Origin of the sequence: Paraburkholderia sp. JPY419, from assembly GCF_050435705.1 — a bacterium.
In the GTDB taxonomy this organism is placed as follows: Bacteria; Pseudomonadota; Gammaproteobacteria; order Burkholderiales; family Burkholderiaceae; genus Paraburkholderia; species Paraburkholderia youngii.
Window position 1 is genome coordinate 2,235,460 of the sequence record NZ_JBNDKV010000004.1, and the last position, 25,537, is coordinate 2,260,996.

The following is a 25,537-nucleotide window of genomic DNA, read 5'->3' on the forward strand; positions in this document are numbered from 1 at the left end:
CACTATGTGGGCAGGCCACGGCAGTGCTTTTTTTATTGCGGTATCGCTTATTTGCTTTTCAGTGATACCGCATGAAGGCTTCGCGAAATTATACGCAAATGCAATTGTAATGTCAGGGAGGACCGGCTGCCTGGCGTCTAGCCATGCGTCGAACGTCTACGCGAATTCGGGCCGCGAATACTCATCGGCCATTGCGCGAAAGGCCACGGGCGACCGGACGTTACGCCGGCTGCTATGTGCGCATCACTGTGTCGGGCGATCTTCCGACCATACGCTGGCGAGTGGTGCGCACCTTCACACCTGCGGCGCAGGCACCCGTGGGTCCAATCATTCTGCGCCGATCGCGCGATGCCCGCTTGCGCGGCTTCACGCAGTCCGCACGCCGATTGTCGATCCGCGTGCGAGTCGCGTTTACAAAAAAGCCCTATTTCTTCCTCACGTCCCGCGCTCGCCTGCCACTCGTCGCCGTATCCGCGAACAGGTCGATCACGACCTCGCGCAGCCAGCGATTGCCTTCGTCGTGATGGACCCGTTCGTGCCACAACAAATGGATCGGCGCGGCGGGCAGCGTCATCGGCAGCGCGCGCAGGCTGAGCGAGAACGGCGTGGCCAACTCCAGTGCGAGACGCTCTGGCACCGTGGCGATCAGGTCGGTACGTTGCAGGATGTAGCCCACGCTCATGAAGTGCGGCACCGTCAGTCGCACCTGACGCCGCACGCCGCGCCGTTTCAGCCACTCGTCCACCTGACCGTGGCCGGTGCCGGCCGACACCACCACCAGATGCTCGGCTTCGCGCCACGCGGAAAGCGTGAGCGGCGCCTCTTCGAGTGGGTGGCCGCGTCTGAACAGACAGACGTAGCGCTGATCGAACAGACGCCGCTGAAAGAAACCGCCCTTCAACTGCGGCAACAGTCCGATCGCCAGATCGACGCGGCCGTCGGCCATCTCCTTGCTCAGATTGATGCTCGTATTGCGGACCGTATTCATCGCGACGCCTGGCGCGACGCGCGACAATCGTTCCAGCAATGCCGGCAAAAACACGACTTCGCCGATGTCGGTCATCCCGATCGTCATCGTTCGCATTGCGCGCAGCGGATCGAAGCCCGTCACCGGATTGAGCGCGGCGTGCAAGGTGGCGAGCGCCTGCGAGACCGGTTCCGCGAGACGCAGCGCGAACGGGGTAGGCACCACACCGCCCGGCGCGCGCACGAACAGCGGATCACCCAGCAGGCGGCGCAGCTTCGCGAGCGCATTGCTGACGCCCGGCTGGCTCATGTTCATTTGCTCGGCGACGCTCGCCACGCGCCGCTCCTGCATCAGCCGCTGGAATAGCAGCAGCAGGTTGAGGTCGAGATCGCTCAGTTCCATGGCTTCGACGTGACTAAAGGGTCATTCATTTCGGTGATGAAGGAGATTCATTTCATCTTATTGAGCAATGACGGTCTAGTGCTGAAAATACCGACACGATAAACCCGCATATCGGAGACACAATCATGACCCGGATGGACCTGAGCATCGCGATCGTCGGCGCCGGCATCGGCGGCCTTACGCTGGCGCTCGCACTACGCGAGCACGGCATCGATGCGCAACTCTATGAGCAGACCGACGAGTTGCGCGAAGTGGGCGCGGCCGTCGCGCTGTCGGCCAACGCGACGCGCTTTTACGAGCGCATGGGACTACGCTCCGCGTTCGACGACGTGTGCGCCGAAGTACCCGGGCTCATCTATCGTGACGGCCGCAGCGGCAGCGTGATTGGCCATCATCGCGGCATGCCCAGCTATCGCGAGCAGTTCGGTGGCTCGTACTGGGGCGTCCATCGCGCCGATCTGCAGGCGGTGCTGTCGAAGGCGGTCGGTCTCGAGCACATCGAGCTCAGTCATCGGCTGGTCGATCTCGTGCAGCATCCCGATCGCGTGAGCCTCGCGTTCGACAACGGTCGGCGCATCGATGCCGATCTCGTGATCGGCGCCGACGGTGCACGCTCGATCACGCGACGCTGGATGCTCGGCTACGACGACGTGCTGTATTCCGGTTGCTCGGGCTTTCGTGGCATCGTGCCGGCCGAGCGCATGGACCTATTGCCCGATCCGGAGACGATCCAGTTCTGGGTCGGGCCCGGCGGCCATCTGCTGCACTATCCGATCGGCGACAACGGCGATCAGAACTTCCTGCTGGTCGAGCGTCATCCGTCGCCGTGGCCGTCGCGCGACTGGGTCATGCCATCGACCGAAGGCGAACAACTGCGCCTCTTCAAGGACTGGCATCCGGCCGTCGTGCAGATGATCACGGCGGTGCCGATCAGTCAGCGCTGGGGCCTGTTTCACCGTCCGCCGCTCGGCCGCTGGAGCAAGGGTCGCGTGACGCTGATCGGCGATGCCGCGCATGCGCTCGTGCCGCATCACGGCCAGGGCGCCAATCAATCGATCGAAGATGCCGTGGTGCTGGCCGCGCAACTGGCCAAGGCGGGCCCAGGCAACTGGCGGGAAGCGCAGGAGGGCTACGAGCGTCTGCGCCGGGGCCGCACGCGCAAGGTGCAGTACGCGTCGATCAGCACCGCGGACGTGCTGCATCTGCCGGACGGCCCCGCCGCCCAGGAACGCAACGCGCGGCTTGGGGCGCGCGACAGCATGCTGCATCACCTCGACTGGATTCACGACTTCGATGCGCTCGCGCAGGAGCCGAGCGACCGACAAGGGGGCACGTGGCTTTGAGCCTGTCCGTGACGCTTCGATAGCCAGGCGGTTGGCCGCGTGTGACGGCCATGCCTCTGCTATTCGACAAACTGGGCGCCGGTCGCAATTACACCTACGCCGCTGCGAACGGAGCGTTTGTGCCGCACTCGTTCGCAGCCGACGGTCATTTTTGCCAGCTGTTAATGGCCGGTAGCGGCTGGCGATACCACGCTCGGGGTCGCCAGCGTGTTGTTGGTCTTGGGCGCGGGGGTGGCGGTCGTCGAGCCGGTGTCGTTGCTCGGCAGGCCCGAGTTCGGCGCCTTGGCGCCCATGCCGCTGTCCGTGTTGGTGTTGCCTGGCATGCCGTAGCCGCCTGACGTTGTGCCGTTCATCTGATTCGACGGACTGGCGGTGCTGCCTGCGTTTCCGGTCGAACCGCTGCCGCTCTGACCTCCTGCCATCTGCGCAAAAGCGCCTCCCGACAGCGAGAGTGCGGCGACGGCCGCGACTAGTGTGATGGTTGCCTTGCTCATGATCCGCCCCTCCTTGATTGGACTGGAAGATAGACGCAGACAGTTGTCGCCTGCGCTACAGGAAATGTCGCAATCAGCGTGCCGCGCGTTTTCTCAGGTGCTGAATCGACGGTTGAATTTCACGCAATGACGGCTCGATACAAGTTTTTGGCCGCACGCATGGAATAGTCACGCCCCATGTTCGTGGCGTACCAATCGCTTTTGTCTGGACGAACTCGACCATTGCGATCGCACGAGATCTGCCGCGAAACCAGCCGCTCCGCCGGAATAAACCCCATGTCGTGCTCGTTCATTGAGCGTTAGGTCCTTTTGGGCAGAACAAGGAGTGCGGTCATGAAGTCTCTACTCGCTATATTCGGCGTCGTTGCATGCGGCGCGGCCGTCGCGACTCTGGTGTCATGCGGCGGCGGGGGCGGCGGTAGCTCGAATTCGAGCAGCACGAGCACGCCGGTTCAGTCGTCGTTCACAGCGACGGCGCTCGTATCCGATGGCGCGGTGCCGGCCGCACACACCGACGCAAATCTGAAAAACCCTTGGGGCGTCGCGTTCAATCCCAGCGGTTTCGCGTGGGTCGCGGACAATGGCACCAATGTCGCGACGCTCTATGACGGCAATGGCGTGCCGCAATCGCTGGTCGTCACGATACCTGATGGCAAGAACGGCTCCGCATCGCCGACGGGCATCGTGTTCAACGGAACACAAAGCTTCCTCGTCACGGAAAACGGCAAGTCCGGAGTCGCCGCATTCATCTTCACGGGCGAAGGCGGCACCATCACCGCTTGGGCGCCCGCCGTCGGGCCGACCAATGCGTTCGTCATGTACGACGATGGTGCCGGTGGTGCCGTCTATAAGGGCCTCGCGCTCGCCGCCATGAACAATGGCAACTTCCTCTACGCGACGGACTTCCATAACAACAAGATCGACGTCTTCGATACCTCGTTCACGAAGGTCTCGATGCCCGGCGCCTTCACGGACCCGGCGATGCCGGCGGGCTTTGCGCCGTTCGGCATTCAGGCGATCGGCTCGAATCTGTTCGTCACCTATGCAATGCAGGACGCAGCCAAACACGACGATGTCCCGGGCGCGGGGCTCGGCATGGTCGATGTGTACGACACGGCGGGCAATCTGAAGCAACGCTTCGCAACAGGCGGTCCGCTGAACGCGCCGTGGGGCATTGCGCAGGCACCCGCGAGTTTCGGCTCGATGAGCGGCGCAATCATAATCGGCAATTTCGGTGATGGCATGATCAATGCGTTCAACGCATCGAGCGGGCAGTCGATGGGACCGATCAGTGGACCGAACAACAGCCCGATCGTCGAACACGGCATATGGGGCATCGCGTTCGGCAACGACCTCAGCAATCAGCCTTCCAGCACGCTCTTCTTCGCGGCAGGCCCGAATGACGAAGCAGATGGCGTCTACGGAAGAATCGATCTGAATACGGCAACGTCGAGCTCAGGCACGGGCACGGGCACGGGCACGGGCACGGGCACGGGCACGGGCACGGGCACGGGCACGGGCACGGGCACAAGCGCGGGCGGAGGGATGAGCGTTGGAATGTAGCGCCAAGCGCGCAATGGACAAGCGCCGCTCTTGATGCGAGAGCGGCGGGATTTCTTTATCCTCGACCCGCGATAGCGGGATCGATCTCGTTGTGTGTCAGGCCGAAAGCCGCCATGCGAGCACGGTGATCCGGTGAGCCCAGATATGAACGAAGGGCCTGGTTTACCGCCTGGATCAGATCGCTGTTACTTCTATTAAACGAGAATGCCCCGAGCGGCGGCTTCTGCTGCTGGCCCTTCGTTCCCGGTTCGTGCGCGACGGCCTCGAGCATTGAGCCTCCGATCCGGTTCGCCACTATCCGATTCCCCAAGGCCGTGCTCGCATAGGCATCGATGGCGCCGGAGAGCACCGCTTCGATAGCATCGGCCTGATGCTCGAAGACGGTAATCTGATCCTCGCTTACGCCAGATGCTCTCGCCGAGTCGTGCTGAACCTGTCCGGCTATGATGCCAACGCGCGCGTCAGCGCGCTCGGCGAGTGACGCGTAGCTGTCGAGCGCTTTCGGGTTTCCAGTCCGAACCAGAAAACCGTCTGCGATCCCCCATACGGGGACGCTGAACGCGACCCTATCGGCGCGTTCACGCGTGACGAACAGCGGAACGTTCATATCCCACCTGCCTGCTTCGACGCCGGGCAGGAGTTCACTAAACGATGTCAGATGGTGCTCGATCCGGGTGGCACCGATCGCCCGAAGGACCGTGTCGGCCAGAGCGATGTCGGCACCGGTGGCAGTACCATCTGTTTCCATCCAACCGAACGGGGGCTCTTCGATGTACGCAATCGTGACCTTCATGGCTGGGTCTCCCACTTCTTGCCGTTACGTAATGGTCGCAAACCTGCTACGCATTGCATCGCGCGAAGCGGCAGTTTCTCAGGGAAAAAATTTTCGCGCTCGCCACAATATTCGCGCTGCTGAAACGTCTTCAGGCGCATGGAACCGCCACCCACCTCGCACCCGATGACCGACCGCGACAGCGACATCACCGCGACCGTGGTGCGCGAGCGCACGAGGCTCGTCAATTTTATCCGGCGTCGGATACGCGACCCGGACGATGCCGAGGACATCCTGCAGGATGTGTTCCACGAATTCGTGCAGGCTTACCGGCTTCCGGCTCCGATCGAACAGGCGAGCGCGTGGCTTTTTCGCGCGGCGCGCAATCGCATCATCGATCGTTTTCGCAAGAAGAAAGAGCAACCGCTGGCCGATTTGTCCGAGGCCGAGGACGACGCCAGCGGCGAGTATCGCCTCGACCTCGCGCTACCGGCGCACGATGCCGGTCCCGAAGCCCTCTACGCTCGCGCTGTATTGCTCAAGGCTCTGCAGGATGCGCTCGATGAATTGCCGCCGAATCAACGTGAGGTATTTATCGCGCACGAACTGGAGGGGCGGTCCTTCAAAGACATGGTGGCGGAAAGCGGCGTCGCGCTCAACACGCTGCTCGCGCGCAAGCGCTACGCGGTCTTGCATCTGCGCGCCCGACTGCAGGCCATTTACGACGAACTGGATATTTAGAGGAGTCGACGGATGAAGTTTCGAATCAGATGCGCGGGTAAAGCGCTGCTCGTGGTGGTCGCCATAACCGTGCTCGGGTTGGTGGTGATGACGCTATGGAATTGGGTGATGCCGGCGCTATTCGTTGGCGCCCGCGCGATCGACTTCGCGCATGCGTTGGGCTTGCTGGTTTTGAGCCGCATCCTGTTTGGCGGATTCCGCGGACATGGCGGCTGGCGCGGACGGCGTCACTGGCGAAAATGGGAAGCGATGACGCCTGAAGAGCGCGAGCATTTTCAGGCGGCATGGCGATCGGGCCGCGACCGGCGCGACGGAGATTAAACACATGCGAGGAATCGACGGGCGACTGCAAACAGTGGTCGGGCGCGATTGCGCCGGTCGTGCGGTCTTTGTGTGGCGGCGTGCCCCGAAGGCGCGATCAAGCTCGCCAGAACGGCATAGCGGTACACGTCAAGGAGCGCATATGGCTTCGTCAACCACGGATCTTCTGCGACGGCTTCACGAACAGAGTCAGACAGAGGCGATAGCCCGTGCACGCGCGCAATTCCAGGGATCGAGTGAGGAGTTTCTGACTCAGTCGGAGGATTACGAAACCCTCGCGCCGCGACTGCGTGGACGGTTTCTCGAAACGCTCGGACTATCCAGCGAAGATTTCGAATCGTCGCAAGGCCCGCCTTTATCGTTGGCGGTGTCGGCGGAAACGGGAAGGTTTTTGCGCAACATGGTGCTTTCGCACAAACCAGCCCGAATCCTCGAACTCGGCAGTTCGTGCGGGGTGTCCACGCTGTATTTCGCCGAGGCTCTTCGCATGTTAGGCAGTGGCATGGTTGTCGCGACTGAACTCGATGCCGGCAAGTGCGCGCAACTTCGGGCCCATGTCGGAATGGCGGGCGTAGACGCTTATGTCGACGTGCGGGAGGGTGATGTGTTCGAGACCGTTGCCGAGTTGGACGGTACTTTCGACATGGTGTTTATCGACGTATGGGCCGACAGCTATCTGAATCTGTTCAAGGGGATCGAGCGCCTGCTGCGGCCGGGGTCGATCGTTCTCGCCGACAATATGTACACAGCCGAGGACGCCGTTCGGCCCTACAAGCGCTACCTCGACGGCGATTCGCGCTTTTCCACCACGACGCTGAACTTTGAATCGGGGGTCGAATTTACCGTTGTCGTGTCTTAGGCAGAATTCGGTTCATGTGCTTGACCGAACAGGCATGCAGGCGAAAAGGCCCTTTCCCCGTGAGGAAAGGGCTTTATCAGGCATTCCGCGGCAGCGGGCTCTATTGCTCTTTACGCCGCCCCAACTTGCATCAAGCCTTCCATTCGTAGGGCTGCAAGAGTTCTTCGAGCGGCGGCTGGGTGACGGTCGCGGTGTAGTTCGTCATCGTCGAGGCGGCGACCACGAGGACGACATCAAGCACCAGCGCCTGATCGAAGCCGGCCTCGGTGAACGCAGCGATGTCGTGGTCGTCGATGCGGCCGCGCTTTTCGATCAGCGCGCGTGCGAGGCGTGACAGCGCCGCAAGCTTGGCGTCCTGCGGGAAGCGGCGTTCGCGGATCGCCTGCACGTCGGTCTCGCTCAGGCCCTCCTTAAGCCCGAGGAATGAGTGGAATGCGACCGGCCAGGCGGAGCCATTGGTCACCGCATTCGTGAGCAGCAGTACCTGCATCTGCTGTTCGTCGAGGTTGCCGCCGTGCGCCTGATTGAACACAGCCACGAGGGCGGTGATCAGTCTCGGTGAGCCCGCCATTTTGGCAGGCATATTGGGCACCATACCGAAGATCTCGGCGAGGCTGTTCAGCGCGGGCTTCGATTGTTCGGGTGCGGATTCGAGCGTATAGGTGGGAAAGTTGGCCATGGTATTTCCTTGAGGTTCGGGGATATCGCTGGGTACGTTCGGGCGACATGCACAGATTAGTAAGAGGCGCGAGTCCCGCCAATTACATGGCAGGTAATAAACGAACCACACTATTCACGGGGCGCGGCTAGCAAAGCGATATGCCGCGCCTCAGCGGACTTACGGAATAAGCCTTCCGCCGCGCACGTTTACTGCACGTATCGCGCAATGCACAAAGCGCCCATGCCATCGCACAGGCAGGGGTATCTGCTTGTCCGATGAATTGGCCGCGGCAATCGCTCGACGTCAGACACGCGCGATATGTCGATTCAAAGAAGGGCGCCATGTATGCCACTTACAGAATCACCATCCTCGCAGGTGTGATCGCGCTCGGGATGACATCGCATTCAAGCTGGGCGGAGCAAATCGTTGAAGCAACATTGCTATCGGACTCGATCCAGCTCGGGACGCACACCGTCAAGGCGGGTCCCATCACGCTTGAAGTCAAGAATGCAGCGGACAACAACATGGAACACGAACTCGTGGTGCTCAAGACAGATCTCTCGGACGATGCACTGCCCGTCAGCAAAGGACAGGTGCTGGAGCGCAGGCTGAAAAAGATCGGCGAAGTGGAAGACATCGCGCCGGGCAAGAGCAAGCGCGTGTCGTTCAAGCTTGCGCCTGGCCATTACGCGTTAATCTGCAACAAGGCGGGACACTATGCAGCGGGAATGCACACGGCGCTCGTCGTCACGCCGTAGACCATGCTCACTCACAAGCGAGCCACCGCAAACGATGTTCGCCTTCACCAGGTGACAGTCGCAGCGGACCGTGGTTCTGTGCATGCATGGCTGGGCGCAGAATAAAGAGCTAGCGTTTGATCAAATCGCAAAAAGGACTGCGGCTACGCAAAGCATCATGATGACCAGGCTAGAACGGTTCCTGAACGCATATACGATCGGGTCGTCATGCATCTGGCCTCGGAACGCTACCATCCAGACACGGCTGATCCAGTACAGCACGAGAACAAAGAAGATCCAAAGCCTGTGGGGATGACGATACAACCCCGTCACGGCAGCAGAATTCATGTAGAGCGCAAGAACGAGCACCGCGACATAGCCCGCAGCGGGTCCAAACGAGCGCACGATGCTCATGTCGGCCGTCAGATAACCTCGGCCAGACGTGGAGTCCTTGCCCTTCCGCTGCATTTTGTCGAGTTCGGTATAGCGCTTCACCAACGCGAGACTGAGGAATATCATCACCGAGAACATGATTAGCCAGTCTGACGGCACGACATCGACCGCCGCGCCCCCGGCCACGATGCGGGTGGTATAGAGTGCAGCCAGCGTGAAGACATCTACGAGCATCACCCGCTTCAGGTGGAAGGAATAAGCGAGTGTCATTGCGACGTAACACGCTAGCACGAGCTGAAACGCCGGCGGCAGGAAAACCGCCAGGCTCGCCGATGCCAGCAACAGGACGAACAACATGCCAATGCCGCTAACTAGCGGCAACTCGCCTGACGCAAACGGACGTTTGCACTTGCGACTATGGCGCCTGTCCGCGTCGAGATCGAGCATGTCATTCAATATATATACCGAAGACGCACACAAGCAGAACGAAAGAAATGCGATCCCGGCAACCTTCAGTGCGTCGACATTCGTGAAGCGATGCGACGCAAGAAGCGGCACGAAGATCAACAGGTTTTTCACCCACTGATAGACGCGCATTTCCCGTACGGCCAGTCTGAAGAGAGACCGTTTGTTATCGAAGATAACCGTGGTTTGATTCACCTTCCGCGCGGCTGCCTGGATGCTCTTTCCTCCAACGACGATTGCCGTGCGCGACTGCTTCCACACCGGGAGATCGGCTCGCGCGTTTCCGCAATAGTCGAACCCTTGCACGCCAAACTCCGCCGTTAAAACCGACGCCTTGTTCGTGCCTGACAGATTGATCGACTCGTTGCTCGACATCACCCCTTTGAAGAATCCGAGGTGACGCGCGATCTGTTCGGCAAACCGTTGATTCCCCGCAGTGCAGAGATAGAGGTCGCGACCGGCCGCGCTCTCTTTCTTCAGGAAGTCGATCAGGCGTCCGTTGTATGGCAGCAGTGACACGTCGATTGCGGCGCGTTCGGCTATCTGCGCTTTTAGATAACCCTTTCCACGCAGCAACCATTCCAGACAATAGAGCAGATAGAGCGGATTTCGCTTGACGAGGGCGAAAAACGACTCGATCAGAAGATCGCTGGACGTCAGTGTCCCATCCAGATCAACGCAAAGTGGGATGGCAGCCATAGTGACCTCGATGTACCTGAATCGTCGTCAAACCTTCCAAAGTTTGAGCAATGCAAAGCCGCATTGAGCCGCTGGATCAGCCCGCGAGCGCACGCGCCGCTGCCGCGACCCATTTCTGCGTCGTCGCTCGGTCGGGTTCTCAACTTTCATGGCGTTGCAAAAGGAGTCTGGCGAGCGCAATCGCCGGCTCTGCCAGCGACGAACATCTCCTGATTCCAGTGAATTTTTCTACTTGAGAAGCGCAACTGCGGCTGGAACGCGCCATGCTGCAGTGAAGGGTGCGCGCACGCTCCCTGCATGAAGATCGTGATCGTCATGCACTCGATCCTTGTCTGACCGCATCGATCTGTCGATAGGGGTAGCACGACAGATTCGTGCGCGGACAATAAGGCCAATCGCTGGCTATCGCCTGTTCGCTGCGCAGCAGCGAAACGTTAGAACCTGCAGCGAGCATAGACCTGCCGGCTCCAAGCGGTGTGACAGGGGCTCGGAATGTGGTGATCTTGGCCGATAACGTTGAACACTCACCACGTCAGGGTGCACGCCTCGACACTCAAAGCACCACCCATCGAGCCGCGTTATTTGCGGCGCTCCGACAGCAGAAAAGTGCCTTGGCGGTTCGCGCAATGCGAGCTTGTGCAACGCCACACAAATGCACATAATCGGCAGTAGTGTTCGACATCGCTATCGTTCCTCCTCTACTTCGTTCATCCCGGCCGTGCGTTGTGTTGTCGTGGGCATGCTTCGATGGTCAGAGCGGTGACGTGATAGAGGGCGGGCATGCGTCGACGGACGAGGGGTCTCCATCAACCAGAGAAGGCCCGCTTTTCTACGATGACGAAAGACGCCACTCAGCGCGTGAACTCCACGCGGAAATCGATGAGGATGCAAACAGCCGTCGAGCGTGTGAACTGGACGCAGTTGTGCGACCAGATCCTCATTTTCGTATTCGGCTCGTCGCTATATGCCGCAATCCTCTACAACTTCGACATCAATAGCGGCGTGCTGGCGGGAATCTGGGCGTTCGCGATCGTTGTAGCCGTCGTCATCTATGGCTATGTTTCCCGTTTCGAATGGCGCACCACGATCGTTACGGTACTATTCATCGCGGTGGTGTTGTTTGCTTTCGGATTCCTGCGGGAATTCAGTTTCGACGGCTTGAACTACCACGTCGCGACACCGCTATCGATAGACCACACCTTAAACGGCATTGCCGATACCGACGCACTGGGCGGAAGCTTCTGGGCCGAACACTACCCCAAGGCATTTGAATATTTTGCATACACGGCCAAGGTTCTGGCTTCACGATTCAATAGTGGAAAGTCATTTACGCTATTGCTCAGTGTTCCCGCCTGTGTTGCTCTAATGCGTGTTCTCCAGTCAGCGGGAATATCTGCCAGCCCTTCACTGATTGCTTCGGCTTGCTGCGTTTATAACCCGGTGGTGCTCGGCCAGGTGACGAGTTTTTATGTCGACGCTGCGCATTACTTCTGCTGGGTCATCTTTTCTGTCCATTTGCTTTTCGCCCTCAAGCGTAGGCCTTATTCCAGAGTTCAACTAGGTATCGCACTCGTGCTTCTGATCGGCTCGAAGCTGACAGGGCCGGCCTTCGCCGCCATCTCGATTGCTGTTCTCTTCACAGCGGCGTTTATTGGCGGCGAAAAGAGACGCTTTCTGACTCAGAACCGGGGAGTTATCGGAGAGCTGGTCATCTGGTCTTTTGTTGCTGTCGTAGTGATCGGCTATTCGCCGTACGTGGAGAACATAGTCGCTGGAAAACACCTTTTCTACCCCGTGCTGGGCAGCGACAGGGTCGATATCATCGGTGGAAAAGTGTCAGCAGACTTTCTTGCGATGAATCCTTTGCAAAGGATTTTCCTCTCGTATTTCTCGCTTCCGCTGGATTGCAGGCCGTGCGAGAACGCGGAGCCTACCTTCGTCCCGTCATACGCACACTTGCGCGACGCGTTCATCGCGCTGCACACGGCTGCTACGCGTTTTGGCGCATTCGGACCCTTCTTCGGGGTTATGTTTATTGCGTGCATCGCTTCTTTGTTCTGGAGGAGGAGAGGCGGCGGTGAGATTGCGAAGATATTTCTTCTCGCGACGTTAGCGAGCGTCCTGCTACATCCGCAATCTTGGTGGGCCCGCTACGTGCCGATGTTTTATATGGTCCCTTTTCTGGTCATTGCGGGCTTTTCATCCGCTCGGAAACTATTCCATGTGGTAGTCGCCGTCGCCATCGCGAACTCGGTTCTCGCTGCGGCAAGCGTTACGGGCTACCTCCTGCTGAAGGAAACGCACTACAAAAACCAGGTGGCTGCAGTGCGCATCATGTGCGGTGAAGAACCAATATTGCTAGCATCTTCGGAGATGAATTGGGAAGCGGATTTGCGCGACGACCGTCTCGTTGTTGTTGCGGCGGGGAGGCATCCGGCCAATTCGAGTTGTCCCGTGAACTTCGACGAGATGATGGTAATGAAGAAGTAGGCGTCTAGCGCGTAATCCTCCCTATTGCTCAAGCGACAGAATGGGTCGTCATTGTTCTGCAGGACTTCGGCGGGTCTGCTCGCTGAAGACCACTGTCGAGTGGCACCGATCTATTTGAGCCCCAAACGCTGCCTGACCAACCTGTGCAACTCGGGAAGAGCTTTCCGGCGCACTCGCCGCCAAACCTGCCAATCCCACCTCAAAGACGCATTTGCAGCGTGGCGCAAAAGAAGCTATTCGGGAGATGACGCAAAGCGAGCGTCAACGAACTGATTCGGCCCGTCTCAGCTAGAGATGGCTCGAACCTGTCGCGATGCCGCCTGCATCCGTTGGGACTTCTGTTTTTCCAACCATTGCAGCGATTCCTGCACGACCTCGGGCGGAACTTCATTGAAAGACGCGTTGCGAATCAGCGCCTCGCTTGCGGCAATGTCGTTGAACTGCCCCAGCTTGTTCTGCACGGATGTCAGTTCCTTGATGGTGCGACCGTGTCCGCCTTTGATAACGGGTTGAAAAAACTCCAGCAGGTACCTCAGTTTTTTGCCTGCCTTTCTGACATCGTGGAGATCCTCCTCGTGCGGGTCCATGCTACGGGCAGCGCGTTTGCTGCGCTTTTGAAGTGCGCGTCGCGCTAAACGGACACGCTTTTCGGCGAACGCCCGAATGGCTAGACCGTCGCAGCGCGACAGCAGTGTGGTTTGCGCACGAAGCAGGGCATCGTTCAGGAACGCCTCGACATCGTCGCTTTTGATCATCGTCTGACTATGCACGACCGCCTGCGCTCGCCTCTCGCGCGCCGCGGCCACCAGCGGTTCGATCGAGGCGCCGGACTGCTGGGCGGCTTTCAGCAGATCGCCTGCTATGTCCCAGTCACGCGTTCCGCCTGCGACGGCCGCAAGACGCTTGAATTCTTCTGTGACTTGGGCGGTCGATTCGTCTCCGAGGTATGGGGAGTACGCCCAGTACAAAGCCCGAAGCTTTCTGAAAGCAACGCGAAGCTGATGAAACCCTTCGGCGTCGCTCTGCGTGGATAGCTCTTTTGCCCTTTGCACGGCTTCAGCCACCACCGGCGCCGCGAGCGACGAGAAGGTACTGGCAATGGAACTCGATTTAGACAGTGATGAACCGGCCGTCCGGCGGTTGACCTTGAAGAGCGCATTTGGCCGTGGCAAGGACCAGTCGCCATCCATATCCATTGAAGCCTCGAATCGGAAAAAATATACTGCCGAGACCTTACCACAGGAGTTTCGATCGCCGCGATTGTGACGCGCTGATGACGGGCTTTAACGTGCCGCGCGTTCATGGTCCGCGCTTCGAAAACATCACCGCATTCTGCGGTTCTGTATTAGCATGCTCAACTATGTCTGATAACGCCCGATACGCCGCCGCGTCGTGAGCGTCTTGAGAGCATCCAGGGCATAAGTGGGAGTTCAGTTTGAAGAAACGCGCCACCGTGATCTGTCGCAGAGGTAAGCGAATCCTTCTGGTCGCACGTAGTGCATCAAAGTGGGCTTTGCCGGGCGGGATTCTCAAGCGTGGCGAACACCGCACTGACGCCGCACTTCGGGAGCTCAAGGAAGAAACACAACTCTCCGGGAAGTCAGCCAAGCACCTTTTCGACTTCCGCGGCAAGCAGAAGCACCATCACGTGTTTTCCTGCGAAATTCCGAATCGCGCCAAAGCTCGCCCGAGTAACGAAATATCCAGGTGTCGCTGGTTTCACCTGGATGACATTCCTCGCCTCGTGACCAGCGGGCCGACAACCGATATCGTGAAGCTGATGAATCAGCGGCGCAGGAAGTAGCACTGCAGCGGTGAGACTAGCGAGACCGGCGCACCAGTCTCGCCCCAATTTAAAAGTCCCGCCAACTACGCCGCCAACTTCAGCGCCTGCGCAAAATCGGCAATCAGGTCGTCGATGTCCTCGATGCCCGCCGAGAGCCGCAGCATGCCGTCGGAAATCCCCATCGCCTTGCGCGTTTCCGGCCCGGCTTCGAAAAAGATCGTCGGCGCAACGGGAATGATCAGCGTGCGCGTGTCGCCGAGACCGGTCGCCTTAACCGGCAGCTTGAGCGCGTTGACGACTTCGACCATGCGATCCGCGTTGAGCAACTCGAACGACAACAGCCATGACGCGCCCTTGAACAGCGTCTGAGCGATCTCGTATTGCGGATGACTTTTCAGGCCAGGATAGAACACTTTGCCGATCGCTTCGTGCCCTTCGAGAAACTGGGCGAGCGCGAGCGCATTGTCGCTGCTCTGTTTCACGCGCAAGGCGAGCGTTTCCGCGCCCATCGCGATCGAGTGCGCCTGCTCGGACGACAATGACGCTCCCATGTCTCGCAGGCCCTTCTTGCGGATCTGCAGAAGCCCCTGATCCTTGGCCGCCGAGCGCCGATAGTCGTCGGCGATGTTCGGATACGCGCTCCAGTCGAACAGGCCCGTATCCGTCACCGCGCCACCGAGCGCGGCGCCATGACCCGCGATGGTCTTGGTCAGCGAGTTGATGACGAGGCTCGCGCCGACCGCCTTTGGCTTGAACAAGGCAGGCGAGGTAATCGTGTTGTCGACCACGTACGCGATGCCGCGCTCGCGGCACACGTCACCGATACCTTGCAGGTCCGGAATCTGCGTGCCCGGATTCGCGATGGTTTCGACGAACACCATGCGCGTATTCGGCCGGATTGCGTTCTCCACGTCGTCGAGGTTGCACGCGTCGACGGTCGTCACTTCGACGCCGAGCGCCCGCAATGTGCCGAACAGACTGTTGGTGTTGCCGAACACGTAACGGCTCGACACGAGATGATCGCCCGCGCGCAGCAGCGTGAGGAACGTCGCGGTGATGCCCGCCATGCCGGTGCTGAAGCAGACCGTGCCGACGCCTTCTTCGAGGCTGGTGATCTTGCGCTCGAGCGCGGCGGTGGTGGGGGTGCCTTGCCGTGCGTAATTGAAGCCCCCTTTCTTCGTGCCCTGGAACACGCCGATCAGGTCCTCGACGCGCTCGAAACCGTATTGCACGGACGTATGAACTGGCTGACGCAAGGCGCCGTGCTCAGTGCCCGCGGTTCTGTCGCCGTGAACGATGCCAGTGGTGAAGCCTTGCTTGTCCATTCCTTTTCCGCCCTTTCAGATCGATTGCTTCCGACCGATTATCGCCTGTAACCGTCCGCCGGCGAAGTCCTTAGCGTTCCGCCCGGCGGCGCCGGGCGTTCCGAATGGGCAAAACGCGCTCCGCGATGTTGCGCTGCGGGGTTGACTAGCCTCGGCGGCACGCACAGGCTCTAAGTCTCCATCGACCAGCACTGGAGGAAACGTGGCCAAGCCGAATACGGCGCGCATCATTGCCGCGCAGGCGAGTCCGTGCGACGAGCTCGTCATCCGCACACAGCCCCTCACGATCGACCGCCCGTGTCGGCGCAAGCGGCTCGCGCTCGCCGCGACCATAGCTGGTTCGAGCATGGCGTTCATCGATGGCTCCGTCGTCAACGTCGCGCTGCCGTCGATTCAGAGCGAACTCGGCGCGAGCGTCGCGGCGATGCAGTGGGTCGTCAACGCGTATCTGCTGTTTCTCGGCTCCCTCGTGCTGGTCGGCGGATCGATGGGCGACAAACTCGGCCGACGCACGGTGTTCATTGCGGGCGTCGGGCTTTTCACGCTGGCGTCGGCCGCTTGCGGGTTTGCACCGAATGCGTCTGCGCTGGTCGCCGCGCGCGCGGTTCAGGGCATCGGCGCGTCGCTGCTCGTGCCCAGCAGTCTCGCGATCATCGGCGCGGTGTTCGACGACGCCGCGCGCGGACGGGCGATCGGCACCTGGGCGGGCGTCGGCGCGATCACGTCGGCCGTGGGGCCGGTGGCGGGCGGCTGGCTCGTCGATGCATGGTCGTGGCGCGCGATCTTCTTCCTGAACGTCCCGCTCGCGGCGCTGACGATCGCGCTCGCGATATTGGCGGTGCCCAACAGCCACCGCGCCGATGCGCCGCGACAGCTCGACTGGCCCGGTGCACTGAGCGCGGCCACGGGACTCGCCGCGCTGACGTTCGGCCTGACCGAAGCATCGGCGCGTGGCTTCGCGCATCCGCTCGTATTCGGTGCGATTGGCGCCGGCGTGCTGATTCTCGCCGCATTCGTGATCGTTGAAGCGCGCAGCCCTAACCCGATGGTGCCGCTCGATCTGTTTCGCTCGCGCGACTTCACCGGTGCCAATCTCGTCACCCTGCTGCTTTACTTCGGCCTTGGCGGCGCGTTCTTCTTCCTGCCGTTCACGCTGATCCGCGCGCATGGCTTCAGCGCGACCCAAGCGGGCGCGGCGCTGTTGCCGGTGCCTTTCATCATCGGTCTGCTATCGCGCTTCACCGGCGGTCTGACGAGCCGCTTCGGTTCGCGCGTGCTGCTGACCGTTGGCCCGGGCGTCGCCGGAATCGGCTTCACGCTGCTGGCGCTGCCGTTCGTGCGCGGCAGCTACTTGACGGGATTTTTCCCCGCGCTCGTCGTGCTTGGGCTCGGCATGACGATCACCGTCGCGCCGCTCACCACGACCGTGATGGGCGCGGTGCCGAGCGACCGCACAGGCGTGGCGTCCGGCATCAACAACGCGGTTGCTCGCGTGGCGGGCCTGCTGGCGATTGCGGTGCTCGGCATCGTCTTCCTGTGGTCACATCACGCGGCGCTATCGGCGCGCCTCGACGAACTGCACGTACCGCAAGATGTGCGCCAGAGCGGGCAACTGCTGGCGCCGGTCGAGCAAGCGGAAGCGGCAGCGAGCGCCTCGCCTACGCCGCGCGACACAGCCGTGGCGCGCGCGCAAGCCGATTCGATGACCGACGCGCTGCGCGCCGTCGCGCTCGTCTGCGCCGCGTGTGCGTTCGCTGGAGCGGGGCTCGCAATGGCGACCCTCCAGCCGCTGAATCGGGCGGCGGTAGCGCGCCCGCAGTGAGAGACGAAACTCAGTGGTGAACGGGCCGTACCGGCGACCCCGTCGGGCGTATCACCGCGGCCGCTCGCGCCTCGATTCTTTCCGCGGACGAAGTAGGCTGATGCGCAATGGTTGCGCTGTCGTACCCGTTCATTTGTTCATCGATGACGAAGTCCGCGACTCTCATCGCGTCCATCGCGTTGCCGTCCACGTCGTTCCACTCGCGAATCGCGCGATTGATCTTGGTTAGCGCGGTGACGGCGAGCAGGATCGCGTCGGTCTCGGTGATCTTGCCTTCGAGATCATCGACGAGGTAATCCGCAACACGTAGCGCCGCGCCGATCAGATTGCTGTCGTCGCTCAAGTCCGTCAGTACCGCATGAACCACTGCGAGGCAAGCATCTTTGCGTGCAAGTGCGATGTCCGTCATGAGGTTCTCCAGAGTCGAGGTGCCAGCACAATTTACTCCGAGTGCTCCCTGCATGTCGAATGCGCCCGCGGCGAAGCCGCCACCGCGTTGCCTTTACCAGCGCTGGTGGACGTGGGGCGCGATATGGTGCTGATAGATTTCCCGGACCCGCTGCATGAGCTCGTCGGACAGCGGCGCGAGGCTCGCGGCCGATACGTTCGATGCCGCCTGGGCGGCGTTTTTACTGCCAGGGATGATGACGGAGACGGCATCCTCCATCAGGATCCAGCGCAGGGCCAGTTGCGCCATCGAAGCGTCCACGGGTACGAGGCCGCGCAGTTCGTCGACCGCCTTCAACGCGATGTCGTAGGGCACGCCGGAGAACGTTTCGCCGACATCGAACGCCTCGCCATGCCGATTGAATGCACGATGATCGTCCGACGCGAAAACCGATTCCGCGGACAGCTTTCCCGTGAGCATGCCGCTCGCCAGAGGCACTCGCGCGATGACCGCAACGTCTTTCTTTTGCGCCTGCCTGAAGAACAGATCGGCGGGACGCTGACGGAACATGTTGTAGATGATCTGGACCGAAACCACATTCGGATATTCGATCGCCTTCAGCGCTTCTTCCACCTTTTCGACCGACACGCCGTAATAGCGGATCTTGCCGGCGGCGACGAAGTCGTCCATTGCGTCGAACACTTCGGGACGGTAGTACACCTCGGTCGGCGGGCAATGCAGCTGCACCAGGTCGAGCGTGTCGACGCCGAGGTTGGAGCGGCTCCGGTCGATGAACGCTTCCAGCTCGCGCCTGTTCAGATAGCCGCTGGTCACATGCGGGTCGAGTCGGCGCCCGAGCTTGGTAGCGACGATGGGACGTTCGCCGCCTCGTTGCCGCAGCACGTCCCGGATGATCCGTTCCGAGCGACCGTCGCCGTAGACATCGGCCGTGTCGATGAACGTCACACCGTTATCGAGCGCGGCGTTCAGCGCGGCCTTGGCGTCATCTTCCGCAACACTGCCCCACGAGCCGCCGATCGCCCATGCCCCAAAACCGATTTCCGACACATTCCAGCCGGTACGACCAAATTTTCTCGTCAAAAGCGTCATTTGGATGCTCATCCTCTGTATTTGCGAAGTTACGTCACAGGTGCTTCATTACCCTTGCGGGAGTGCCGGCGACTTTGGTACGTAGTGTAGCAAGCGGGCGGGGGCGTATGATTGCCACGGCATCGAAACGGCCGCTCTGACAACAGGACGTGGAATCGGGATAAAGGTGGCGCAATGACAAGCAACACAGGTTCTGACGACATCGCGAACGAGGCCATCACACCATCGCGAACCGCGCTTATCGTGATGCACTATCAGACCGATATTCTCGGACTGTTTCCATCGGTCGCGCCGGCGTTGCTCGCCAATACGCGCAGGTTATGCGACGCGGCCCGGGCCAAAGGCGTCAGCGTCTATTTCGCCAATCTCCGGTTCAGTCCGGGCTATCCGGAAGTCAGCCCGTTGAACAGGAACGGGCAGGGAATCAAAAAACTTGGCCTGTTCCTCGAAGACCGGACCGCGCCCGAGTTGGGCCAGCAGGCCAACGAACCGCTCGTCATCGCGCATCGTGCGAGCGTGTTCTTCGGCACCGATCTGGAGGCGCGACTCTTCGCGCAAGGTATCGATTCGCTGATGATGGTCGGCATCGCGTCGACCGGAGTCGTGCTCTCCTCGGTCGCGTACGCGAGCGACGCGGACTTTCGCCTGTACACGGTCAAGGATTGCTGTTATGACCCGGACGAGGTGGTCCATGAACATCTGTTTGCTACCGCATTCGATTCACGCACCACGGTGCTGTCACTGGCGGACGCGTTGCTACTGCTCGCATAGACCGATACCGACGACTCGACCCGTTAGCCTCGGCATGCCATTTGCTGACTGAAACCGGAAGACAAACTCACCAGGCGACAAACCGTGGCGCCGAAAGCAACGGACATCAGCTCGTTTCAGATTTTCGAGCGCGTCGTCATCCGCTTGTACGACGGCGGGGTGCTGTCGCCGGCGGTGCTTGAACGTGTCGTCGGCGCTTTCGCACAAGCGAATGTGGACTGGCATGGCCCTGTGCAGGGCCGTTCAGTGGATGACCGTTCACTCCACGAAATCGTCGCGCTGACGATGTTGCCCGGACAGCCGCTGCGATCGGCATCGGCATCCTTCATGTCCGTGATCGAACACATCGCGGGCGTCGCCCCGCAAGCCGAACCGAAGCCCGCGAGACGGGGCAGAAAAGCCGTACCGCCGGCGGACGAAACAGAAGCGGAAGCGGAGACGGAAACGGAAGCGGAAACGGAAACGGAAACGGAAACGGAATCGCAACAACTGCTTGCGCAACTGTCCGGCAACGAACCGCCCGGCAAGCGCCGCCGCACGAACCAACAACCGGATCGGCCGGCGAGCCCGCACGGCTATAACCCGTTCGTCAACGCCCGGCCGCCGCGCTCGAAGAAGCCGTGAACCCGGTCGCGGCTCGCTTCGCATGCGCCAGGCGCTGGCGAGCCCGCCGATCCCGATCCCCACGCTGCCGTACACTATCCGCTGGCCGCATCGCCCGCGGGCCGTCAGCTCCAACCCATGCCCACTCCACTCGATCCCGCCAACTGGCTAACCGCCCGCCGCGATGCCGAAACCGGCATCGAAAGCCCGCGCGCGCATTTCAGCGGCCACGCCTACGATCCGCACGATCACGACGACATGCTGATCGGCTACACGGAGCAGGGCGTGCAACGCTTCCAGTGTCATCGGTCGTTGCACACGAGCGTGCCGGGCCGCGCGATCCTGATCGAGCCCGGCGCGCTGCACGACGGTCACGCGCCCGAGGCGGGCGGCTTCACGTACGCGATGCTGTATCTGCCGCAAGCCTGGGTGGAGCGCGCGGCGCGCCGGCTCGACCTGCCGGGACTGGCCGGCGTCGAGGCGGCGTTCGGCCATACGCTCGTCGACGACCATGCGCTCGTCGATGCGATCCGCCAGGCGTTCGTCGCGATTCACGGCAACGAGGGCCGGCTCGCGCGCGATCAGACGCTCGATCGTCTGCTGCTGCGACTCGGCGCAGAGTTGCGCGACGCGCCGCTCGCCGGCGACCCCGCCACGTCGCCCGCGATCGCGCGGGTGCGCGATCTGCTGCACGAACAGATGGACGGCAATCCCGGGCTCGACGAACTCGCCGAAGTTGCCGGCATCGACCGGTTCAGGCTGACGCGTCTGTTCCAGCGCGCGTTCGGCACGTCGCCGCACGCGTATCTGGTGCGCTTGCGCCTGCGCGCCGCGCGGCGGCTGCTCGCGGCCGGCCGCACGCCCGCGCAGGTCGCCGCCGAAGTCGGCTTCGCCGACCAGAGCCATCTCGGCCGCTGGTTTCGTCGCGCGTACCGGATGACGCCAGCCGCGTACCGGCAGATGTGCACAAACGTTCCAGACTGATCGCGCGGCATCGTCGATCATGAGCGGCTCAACGAAGGAGTCGTCATGTTCGATACCAAAGTGGCGCTGATCGTGCGCAGCGATCTCGCGGTCTGGCAGAAGCTCAATGTGGTCGCGTTTCTCGCGACCGGCGTCGCGGCCGCGGCGCCCGATGCGCTGGGCGAGCCCTACGAGGATGCCGCCGGGCACCGCTACGGCCGCATGCTCGGCCAGCCGATGATGGTGTTCGCCGCCGACCGCTCCGGTCTGCAGGGTGCGCACCGGCAGGCGCTGTCGCGCGAGCTCAGAATCGTGCCGTATGTGCACGCGATGTTTTCGACGGGGCATGACGCGGCGAACCGCGCAGTGTTTCGCGCCGAGGACGCGGCCAATCTCGACCTCGTCGGTCTCGCGCTGCACGGACCGAAGAAAGCCGTCGACAAGGCCGTGAAAGGCTTGGCCTTGCACGAGTGAGTCGACGAGTGCGCGAGCCGCTCGATTGTCGACGGCACTCGCGCCGAAGCTTAAAGGAGAAACGTTTGCCGCGCCGGACCTGAATTGCGTTAAAACAAAAAAGCTTATTCGGCGAATGCACGAGGCATCAATTGCCGCTTCATTTCACATCGTTTCGAGTCTCGAAGCGGTAATGCGTCAAAGCGCTGGTCTATCCAACGGGCATAGATCGGAAAGGCACAATTAACGCTCCCCCTCTATAGCGGATCGTGTCGCCGTCGCGGTGATGCGATTGCAAGTCTTTGTCGGGAAACGAATTGTCGGCGATTGTGCCGACGCGGTCGCCAACTCGTTTCAAATTATTCTTTGCAAAAACGGCTTTCTATAGCATGGACATGCTCGCAAGAAAACCTTGCGTATACGTTTCGACCTAAATTGAACCTCATTCAGAATTGAATCTGTTGATGTTACACTGCAAGCCGCTGGAGCCATTCTGGCAAAGGGCTTTGGTGTTTCCAGCTCAACTGTGGTTTGAAACGCGTCCACGACTTGTCGCTGGTGTCGTGCGTGCGGCAGCCATTCACTGGACTTCTCCAACACCCTGCTGCGTTCCCGGATTCCTCAGGTACTAATACCGTGTACTCTCAAACGCAAATCGACCCGGTGGTCAGCTTCCGCAACTCGCAGCGCGAGCATGTGCGTGGGACGATCATTAACCTCCAGAGAAAGTCTTTGGTCATGGAGGTCTATAACCCCTATTCCATCGTGCAGGTCAGCGAGGTCTTAAGCGAGCTGAGCGTGCGCATGGGCACCAAGAATGCCTATCTCGGCAAGGCGGTGGTGGTGAGTCTGGTGAACACCGGTCTGACTGCGGTGGTTTCACTGGCACTCATCGACGAATGGCGCGAGCTTAGCGTTCTGCCCAATGAAGCGAAGTCGGTCGGGCGGGAAGCAGAACTCTTTATTAGCGACTGGGACGCGCGCTTCAATATCCGCCGCGACTATCAGATCGTCGTGAACGAGATGCGCGCGTTCCTGTCGGAAGTGTCGCGCTGGGTGGAGCAGGTCGATCTGACGGAGAGCTTGCCGAAGACCGAAGGCGGCCGGCTGCGCGAGGACCTGTTCTACGAGCTCGCCACGCCGATCATGCTCAAGATCAAGTCCTACCTCGACCGTCTCGAGGAAGAAGCCGAGCGCGTCGACGCGGAGATCGCACCCGTGCATCGCACCTATGCGCAATCGGCGCTGCATCCGTTGCTGCTGCGCGCGCCGTTCGTCTACCGCACGTTCACCAAGCCGCTCGGCTATGCCGGCGACTACGAGATGGTCAATCAGATCCTCAGCGATCCGCAGCAGGGGCCGACCACTTACTTCCAGATCGTCAATACCGCGTTCCTGCAGGCGGCGGTCGCGACCGCGCACCGCAACCGCATCACGCTGCTGATCGACTTTCTGACGCGGCAGGCCGAGGCGGCGCGCGCGGCCGGCAGGCCGTTCCGCATCCTCAACGTCGGTTGCGGGCCCGCTTTCGAGATCCAGCGCTTCGTGCGTGAATATCCGCATCCGGAGCTGCTGTCGTTCGAGCTGGTCGACTTCAGCGAGGAAACGCTGGCGTTTACCAAGGACGCGATCGACAGCTCGGCACACGCCGCGGGCCATAAGGTCTCGGTGCAAATGGTGCATCAGTCGGTGCACGACCTGCTCAAGCGTAAGATTTCCACGGACCCCTCCGCGCGCGAGTTCGACGCGGTGTACTGCGCCGGTCTGTTCGACTATCTGTCGGACAAGGTCTGCGCACGTTTGCTCAGTTACTTCGCCGCTCGCACCCGACCCGGCGGCCACTTGCTGGTCACCAACGTCCATTCCGCGAATCCGGAGAAGTACGGGATGGAGCATCTGCTCGAGTGGTACCTGATCTATCGGAACGAGAGCGGCATGAGCTCGCTGCTTCCCCCCAACTCCACTGACCAGAAGCTCTACGTCGACGAGACCGGGGTGAATGTGTTCGCGGAAGCAACGATCCTCTGAAACCGTGTCGACATCCCTGTCCATGACTACCAGTCCCCTGCAGAGCGGCTATCAAACCGAGCTGGCCGACTTTCGCGTCACGTTCAGCCGGGGCGGCGCGTGCACCGCGATTGCGCTCGTGCTGCTCGGCGTTGGGCTGGATTACGCGCAGTATCCGCAGTATCAGACGTCGTTCGCGCTCGCGCGGCTGCTGGTGTCGTTGATGATCGGCGGTATCGTCGCCTTGCTCGACACCGACATGGGGCGACGGCTTACTCCCTGGCTGACGCTGTCCTGGCTGCTGCTGCCGCAGGTGATGATTTCATGGATGATCTGGCGCACCGATGGCGTGCTGTCGCCCTACTATATGGGGCTGAATCTGGCCATCTTCGCGTCCGGCATTGCCTTGCCGTTCGGCTTGTGGCAAAACCTCGTGTTTGGCGTGTTGTCGTGCCTTCTGTATCTGCTGGCCTGCCTGTTGCCTCCGCATGACGGCTTGCCGCTCGGCACGCTGACCGTCAATGTCCTGCTGCTTCTGTTCGCCGCGGCCGCAAGTGCGGTCTACACGTTCTTCAATGAACGCGTGCGCTTCATGCTGTTTCGCCTGAAGGCCGAGGTGTCCGAGAAAAACGCGGAAGTCTCCGCAAAGAACGCCGAGCTCGAAGTGATCAATCGGCAGTTGCTCGACATCAAGGGCCAACTGCTGCAGCAGGAGAAAATGGCGGCGATCGGTACGCTCGCGGCGGGCCTGCTGCATGAAGTGAACAACCCGGTGAACTTCTGCCTGATGGCGATCGAGGTTGCGCTGGAAGAGCCGATCTCGAAGAAGGAGCCGACGCTGCAGGAATGTCTGGTCGATGCGCGGCAGGGCATGCAGCGCATCCAGCACATCGTGTCGGACCTGAAGACGTTCGCGTATCGCAAGCCCGGCGCCGAGGCGGAGCTGGGCACGCCGTTCCTGTTCGAAAAGGCGCTCGATTCGGCTATCCGGCTCGTCGGGCATGAATTGCGCGGCGTCACCGTGACGCGCGAGCTGCCCGCGGATACGCTGGTGCAGGGCGACGAGGCGGCCATCATCGGCGTGCTGATCAACCTGCTGTCGAACGCGGTGCTGGCGATGCGCAAGGCGGGCACGCCCGCGCCGGCGATTCACGTCAACGTCAGATGGACGCAAGAGCGCCTGCACGTGACGGTGAAAGACAATGGGCCGGGCATCGCGCCGGAGAATATCGCGCGCGTGTTCGAACCGTTCTTTACCACCCGCGAAGTGGGACAGGGCCTGGGCCTCGGACTGTCGATCAGCTATGCGGTGATCGAGCGCCATGGCGGCCTGCTGTTTGCCGAGAGCGAGCTGGGAAGTTGGGCGGCGTTCAGTTTCGATCTGTCGCCCGCACCCTGAGAA

Annotated in this window: 28 protein-coding genes; 16 read left to right on the top strand and 12 right to left on the bottom strand. The window is 61.2% G+C overall.

Going from position 1 to position 25,537, the window contains the following annotated elements:
- Positions 1-424: 424 nt before the first annotated feature.
- Complete coding sequence (locus QFZ91_RS38680) at positions 425-1,369, bottom strand: LysR family transcriptional regulator (protein ID WP_429570503.1); 945 nt, start codon at positions 1,367-1,369, stop codon at positions 425-427.
- Positions 1,370-1,494: 125 nt separating this feature from the next.
- Here QFZ91_RS38680 and QFZ91_RS38685 point away from each other — a divergent pair, with 125 nt between their 5' ends.
- The gene (locus tag QFZ91_RS38685; RefSeq protein ID WP_176106931.1) at positions 1,495-2,712 is read left to right on the top strand and encodes an FAD-dependent monooxygenase; all 1,218 of its coding nucleotides are present in this window, start codon (positions 1,495-1,497) and stop codon (positions 2,710-2,712) included.
- A gap of 161 nt (positions 2,713-2,873) precedes the next feature.
- On the opposite strand, the gene QFZ91_RS38690 is transcribed toward QFZ91_RS38685, so the two are convergent.
- Both QFZ91_RS38690 and QFZ91_RS38695 read right to left on the bottom strand, forming a co-directional pair.
- Positions 2,874-3,206: a hypothetical protein gene (locus QFZ91_RS38690; protein ID WP_429570504.1), complete on the bottom strand. Its 333-nt coding sequence runs from the start codon at positions 3,204-3,206 to the stop codon at positions 2,874-2,876.
- 119 nt (positions 3,207-3,325) lie between these two features.
- The gene (locus tag QFZ91_RS38695; RefSeq protein ID WP_429570505.1) at positions 3,326-3,499 is read right to left on the bottom strand and encodes a hypothetical protein; all 174 of its coding nucleotides are present in this window, start codon (positions 3,497-3,499) and stop codon (positions 3,326-3,328) included.
- A gap of 40 nt (positions 3,500-3,539) precedes the next feature.
- Between QFZ91_RS38695 and QFZ91_RS38700 the strand changes: the two genes are divergently transcribed.
- Positions 3,540-4,769 (top strand): TIGR03118 family protein, encoded by a 1,230-nt coding sequence (locus QFZ91_RS38700; protein ID WP_429570506.1) that lies wholly within the window; start codon positions 3,540-3,542, stop codon positions 4,767-4,769.
- A 55-nt stretch (positions 4,770-4,824) separates the two neighbouring features.
- Here the strand turns inward: QFZ91_RS38700 and QFZ91_RS38705 are convergent, their stop codons facing one another.
- Positions 4,825-5,562 carry a transporter substrate-binding domain-containing protein gene (locus QFZ91_RS38705; protein ID WP_429570507.1) on the bottom strand — a complete coding sequence of 246 codons (738 nt, stop codon included), beginning with the start codon at positions 5,560-5,562 and terminating at the stop codon, positions 4,825-4,827.
- Entirely contained in the window at positions 5,559-5,702 is a 144-nt protein-coding gene (locus QFZ91_RS38710; protein WP_429441127.1) for a hypothetical protein, read from the bottom strand. Before QFZ91_RS38710 ends, QFZ91_RS38705 begins: the two co-directional genes overlap by 4 nt.
- Here QFZ91_RS38710 and QFZ91_RS38715 point away from each other — a divergent pair.
- The 4 genes from QFZ91_RS38715 to QFZ91_RS38730 are packed head-to-tail and all read left to right on the top strand — an operon-like array spanning position 5,701 to position 7,462.
- A complete protein-coding gene (locus QFZ91_RS38715) occupies positions 5,701-6,282 on the top strand; it encodes an RNA polymerase sigma factor (RefSeq protein WP_176106926.1) in 582 nt (193 codons plus the stop codon). The genes QFZ91_RS38710 and QFZ91_RS38715 overlap by 2 nt on opposite strands.
- A gap of 12 nt (positions 6,283-6,294) precedes the next feature.
- Positions 6,295-6,603 carry a hypothetical protein gene (locus tag QFZ91_RS38720; RefSeq protein WP_429570508.1) on the top strand — a complete coding sequence of 103 codons (309 nt, stop codon included), beginning with the start codon at positions 6,295-6,297 and terminating at the stop codon, positions 6,601-6,603.
- Between the two features lie 48 nt (positions 6,604-6,651).
- Positions 6,652-6,723: a 4Fe-4S binding protein gene (locus QFZ91_RS38725; protein ID WP_176378958.1), complete on the top strand. Its 72-nt coding sequence runs from the start codon at positions 6,652-6,654 to the stop codon at positions 6,721-6,723.
- 22 nt (positions 6,724-6,745) lie between these two features.
- Positions 6,746-7,462 carry an O-methyltransferase gene (locus tag QFZ91_RS38730; RefSeq protein WP_429570509.1) on the top strand — a complete coding sequence of 239 codons (717 nt, stop codon included), beginning with the start codon at positions 6,746-6,748 and terminating at the stop codon, positions 7,460-7,462.
- 130 nt (positions 7,463-7,592) lie between these two features.
- On the opposite strand, the gene QFZ91_RS38735 is transcribed toward QFZ91_RS38730, so the two are convergent.
- Complete coding sequence (locus QFZ91_RS38735) at positions 7,593-8,141, bottom strand: carboxymuconolactone decarboxylase family protein (protein WP_429570510.1); 549 nt, start codon at positions 8,139-8,141, stop codon at positions 7,593-7,595.
- Positions 8,142-8,464: 323 nt separating this feature from the next.
- Between QFZ91_RS38735 and QFZ91_RS38740 the strand changes: the two genes are divergently transcribed.
- On the top strand, positions 8,465-8,881 hold the full coding sequence (locus tag QFZ91_RS38740) for a plastocyanin/azurin family copper-binding protein (protein ID WP_429570511.1): 417 nt from the start codon (positions 8,465-8,467) through the stop codon (positions 8,879-8,881).
- A 120-nt stretch (positions 8,882-9,001) separates the two neighbouring features.
- On the opposite strand, the gene QFZ91_RS38745 is transcribed toward QFZ91_RS38740, so the two are convergent.
- Entirely contained in the window at positions 9,002-10,417 is a 1,416-nt protein-coding gene (locus tag QFZ91_RS38745) for a UbiA family prenyltransferase (RefSeq protein WP_429570512.1), read from the bottom strand.
- Positions 10,418-10,563: 146 nt separating this feature from the next.
- Positions 10,564-10,734 carry a hypothetical protein gene (locus tag QFZ91_RS38750; RefSeq protein WP_176378694.1) on the bottom strand — a complete coding sequence of 57 codons (171 nt, stop codon included), beginning with the start codon at positions 10,732-10,734 and terminating at the stop codon, positions 10,564-10,566.
- 568 nt (positions 10,735-11,302) lie between these two features.
- On the opposite strand from QFZ91_RS38750, the gene QFZ91_RS38755 reads away from it, so the two are divergent.
- A complete protein-coding gene (locus QFZ91_RS38755) occupies positions 11,303-12,907 on the top strand; it encodes a hypothetical protein (protein ID WP_429570513.1) in 1,605 nt (534 codons plus the stop codon).
- Between the two features lie 284 nt (positions 12,908-13,191).
- On the opposite strand, the gene QFZ91_RS38760 is transcribed toward QFZ91_RS38755, so the two are convergent.
- Entirely contained in the window at positions 13,192-14,103 is a 912-nt protein-coding gene (locus QFZ91_RS38760; RefSeq protein ID WP_429570514.1) for a CHAD domain-containing protein, read from the bottom strand.
- 239 nt (positions 14,104-14,342) lie between these two features.
- Here QFZ91_RS38760 and QFZ91_RS38765 point away from each other — a divergent pair, with 239 nt between their 5' ends.
- Positions 14,343-14,711 carry an NUDIX hydrolase gene (locus tag QFZ91_RS38765; RefSeq protein WP_176121004.1) on the top strand — a complete coding sequence of 123 codons (369 nt, stop codon included), beginning with the start codon at positions 14,343-14,345 and terminating at the stop codon, positions 14,709-14,711.
- Between the two features lie 65 nt (positions 14,712-14,776).
- Here the strand turns inward: QFZ91_RS38765 and QFZ91_RS38770 are convergent, their stop codons facing one another.
- Positions 14,777-16,018, bottom strand: coding sequence for a cystathionine gamma-synthase family protein (locus QFZ91_RS38770; RefSeq protein ID WP_176366348.1), 1,242 nt, complete (start codon positions 16,016-16,018; stop codon positions 14,777-14,779).
- A 202-nt stretch (positions 16,019-16,220) separates the two neighbouring features.
- Between QFZ91_RS38770 and QFZ91_RS38775 the strand changes: the two genes are divergently transcribed.
- Positions 16,221-17,840, top strand: a complete 1,620-nt coding sequence (locus QFZ91_RS38775; RefSeq protein WP_429570515.1) for a DHA2 family efflux MFS transporter permease subunit — start codon at positions 16,221-16,223, stop codon at positions 17,838-17,840.
- A gap of 10 nt (positions 17,841-17,850) precedes the next feature.
- Here the strand turns inward: QFZ91_RS38775 and QFZ91_RS38780 are convergent, their stop codons facing one another.
- Both QFZ91_RS38780 and QFZ91_RS38785 read right to left on the bottom strand, forming a co-directional pair.
- Positions 17,851-18,249, bottom strand: a complete 399-nt coding sequence (locus tag QFZ91_RS38780; RefSeq protein ID WP_429536516.1) for a hypothetical protein — start codon at positions 18,247-18,249, stop codon at positions 17,851-17,853.
- A gap of 93 nt (positions 18,250-18,342) precedes the next feature.
- Positions 18,343-19,338: an aldo/keto reductase gene (locus QFZ91_RS38785; RefSeq protein WP_429570516.1), complete on the bottom strand. Its 996-nt coding sequence runs from the start codon at positions 19,336-19,338 to the stop codon at positions 18,343-18,345.
- Positions 19,339-19,512: 174 nt separating this feature from the next.
- Between QFZ91_RS38785 and QFZ91_RS38790 the strand changes: the two genes are divergently transcribed.
- From QFZ91_RS38790 to QFZ91_RS38815, 6 genes are all read left to right on the top strand, one after another.
- Positions 19,513-20,109 carry an isochorismatase family cysteine hydrolase gene (locus QFZ91_RS38790; protein WP_429570517.1) on the top strand — a complete coding sequence of 199 codons (597 nt, stop codon included), beginning with the start codon at positions 19,513-19,515 and terminating at the stop codon, positions 20,107-20,109.
- A gap of 84 nt (positions 20,110-20,193) precedes the next feature.
- Positions 20,194-20,733 carry a hypothetical protein gene (locus tag QFZ91_RS38795; RefSeq protein ID WP_429570518.1) on the top strand — a complete coding sequence of 180 codons (540 nt, stop codon included), beginning with the start codon at positions 20,194-20,196 and terminating at the stop codon, positions 20,731-20,733.
- Between the two features lie 117 nt (positions 20,734-20,850).
- Complete coding sequence (locus QFZ91_RS38800) at positions 20,851-21,696, top strand: AraC family ligand binding domain-containing protein (RefSeq protein WP_429570519.1); 846 nt, start codon at positions 20,851-20,853, stop codon at positions 21,694-21,696.
- A gap of 45 nt (positions 21,697-21,741) precedes the next feature.
- Positions 21,742-22,149: a DUF2000 domain-containing protein gene (locus QFZ91_RS38805; RefSeq protein ID WP_013092622.1), complete on the top strand. Its 408-nt coding sequence runs from the start codon at positions 21,742-21,744 to the stop codon at positions 22,147-22,149.
- Positions 22,150-22,764: 615 nt separating this feature from the next.
- Positions 22,765-24,156: a class I SAM-dependent methyltransferase gene (locus QFZ91_RS38810; RefSeq protein WP_368715601.1), complete on the top strand. Its 1,392-nt coding sequence runs from the start codon at positions 22,765-22,767 to the stop codon at positions 24,154-24,156.
- Positions 24,157-24,178: 22 nt separating this feature from the next.
- Positions 24,179-25,534, top strand: a complete 1,356-nt coding sequence (locus tag QFZ91_RS38815; protein WP_176366342.1) for a sensor histidine kinase — start codon at positions 24,179-24,181, stop codon at positions 25,532-25,534.
- Positions 25,535-25,537 lie beyond the last annotated feature (3 nt).

What these genes read in the sequence shown, in the direction of transcription:
- QFZ91_RS38680 (WP_429570503.1), bottom strand. Translation starts at nt 1,369, where the DNA reads ATGGAACTGAGCGATCTCGACCTCAACCTGCTGCTGCTATTCCAGCGG.
- QFZ91_RS38685 (WP_176106931.1), top strand. Translation starts at nt 1,495, where the DNA reads ATGACCCGGATGGACCTGAGCATCGCGATCGTCGGCGCCGGCATCGGC.
- QFZ91_RS38690 (WP_429570504.1), bottom strand. Translation starts at nt 3,206, where the DNA reads ATGAGCAAGGCAACCATCACACTAGTCGCGGCCGTCGCCGCACTCTCG.
- QFZ91_RS38695 (WP_429570505.1), bottom strand. Translation starts at nt 3,499, where the DNA reads ATGAACGAGCACGACATGGGGTTTATTCCGGCGGAGCGGCTGGTTTCG.
- QFZ91_RS38700 (WP_429570506.1), top strand. Translation starts at nt 3,540, where the DNA reads ATGAAGTCTCTACTCGCTATATTCGGCGTCGTTGCATGCGGCGCGGCC.
- QFZ91_RS38705 (WP_429570507.1), bottom strand. Translation starts at nt 5,562, where the DNA reads ATGAAGGTCACGATTGCGTACATCGAAGAGCCCCCGTTCGGTTGGATG.
- QFZ91_RS38715 (WP_176106926.1), top strand. Translation starts at nt 5,701, where the DNA reads ATGGAACCGCCACCCACCTCGCACCCGATGACCGACCGCGACAGCGAC.
- QFZ91_RS38710 (WP_429441127.1), bottom strand. Translation starts at nt 5,702, where the DNA reads ATGCGCCTGAAGACGTTTCAGCAGCGCGAATATTGTGGCGAGCGCGAA.
- QFZ91_RS38720 (WP_429570508.1), top strand. Translation starts at nt 6,295, where the DNA reads ATGAAGTTTCGAATCAGATGCGCGGGTAAAGCGCTGCTCGTGGTGGTC.
- QFZ91_RS38730 (WP_429570509.1), top strand. Translation starts at nt 6,746, where the DNA reads ATGGCTTCGTCAACCACGGATCTTCTGCGACGGCTTCACGAACAGAGT.
- QFZ91_RS38735 (WP_429570510.1), bottom strand. Translation starts at nt 8,141, where the DNA reads ATGGCCAACTTTCCCACCTATACGCTCGAATCCGCACCCGAACAATCG.
- QFZ91_RS38740 (WP_429570511.1), top strand. Translation starts at nt 8,465, where the DNA reads ATGTATGCCACTTACAGAATCACCATCCTCGCAGGTGTGATCGCGCTC.
- QFZ91_RS38745 (WP_429570512.1), bottom strand. Translation starts at nt 10,417, where the DNA reads ATGGCTGCCATCCCACTTTGCGTTGATCTGGATGGGACACTGACGTCC.
- QFZ91_RS38750 (WP_176378694.1), bottom strand. Translation starts at nt 10,734, where the DNA reads ATGACGATCACGATCTTCATGCAGGGAGCGTGCGCGCACCCTTCACTG.
- QFZ91_RS38755 (WP_429570513.1), top strand. Translation starts at nt 11,303, where the DNA reads ATGCAAACAGCCGTCGAGCGTGTGAACTGGACGCAGTTGTGCGACCAG.
- QFZ91_RS38760 (WP_429570514.1), bottom strand. Translation starts at nt 14,103, where the DNA reads ATGGATATGGATGGCGACTGGTCCTTGCCACGGCCAAATGCGCTCTTC.
- QFZ91_RS38770 (WP_176366348.1), bottom strand. Translation starts at nt 16,018, where the DNA reads ATGGACAAGCAAGGCTTCACCACTGGCATCGTTCACGGCGACAGAACC.
- QFZ91_RS38780 (WP_429536516.1), bottom strand. Translation starts at nt 18,249, where the DNA reads ATGACGGACATCGCACTTGCACGCAAAGATGCTTGCCTCGCAGTGGTT.
- QFZ91_RS38785 (WP_429570516.1), bottom strand. Translation starts at nt 19,338, where the DNA reads ATGACGCTTTTGACGAGAAAATTTGGTCGTACCGGCTGGAATGTGTCG.
- QFZ91_RS38790 (WP_429570517.1), top strand. Translation starts at nt 19,513, where the DNA reads ATGACAAGCAACACAGGTTCTGACGACATCGCGAACGAGGCCATCACA.
- QFZ91_RS38800 (WP_429570519.1), top strand. Translation starts at nt 20,851, where the DNA reads ATGCCCACTCCACTCGATCCCGCCAACTGGCTAACCGCCCGCCGCGAT.
- QFZ91_RS38805 (WP_013092622.1), top strand. Translation starts at nt 21,742, where the DNA reads ATGTTCGATACCAAAGTGGCGCTGATCGTGCGCAGCGATCTCGCGGTC.
- QFZ91_RS38815 (WP_176366342.1), top strand. Translation starts at nt 24,179, where the DNA reads ATGACTACCAGTCCCCTGCAGAGCGGCTATCAAACCGAGCTGGCCGAC.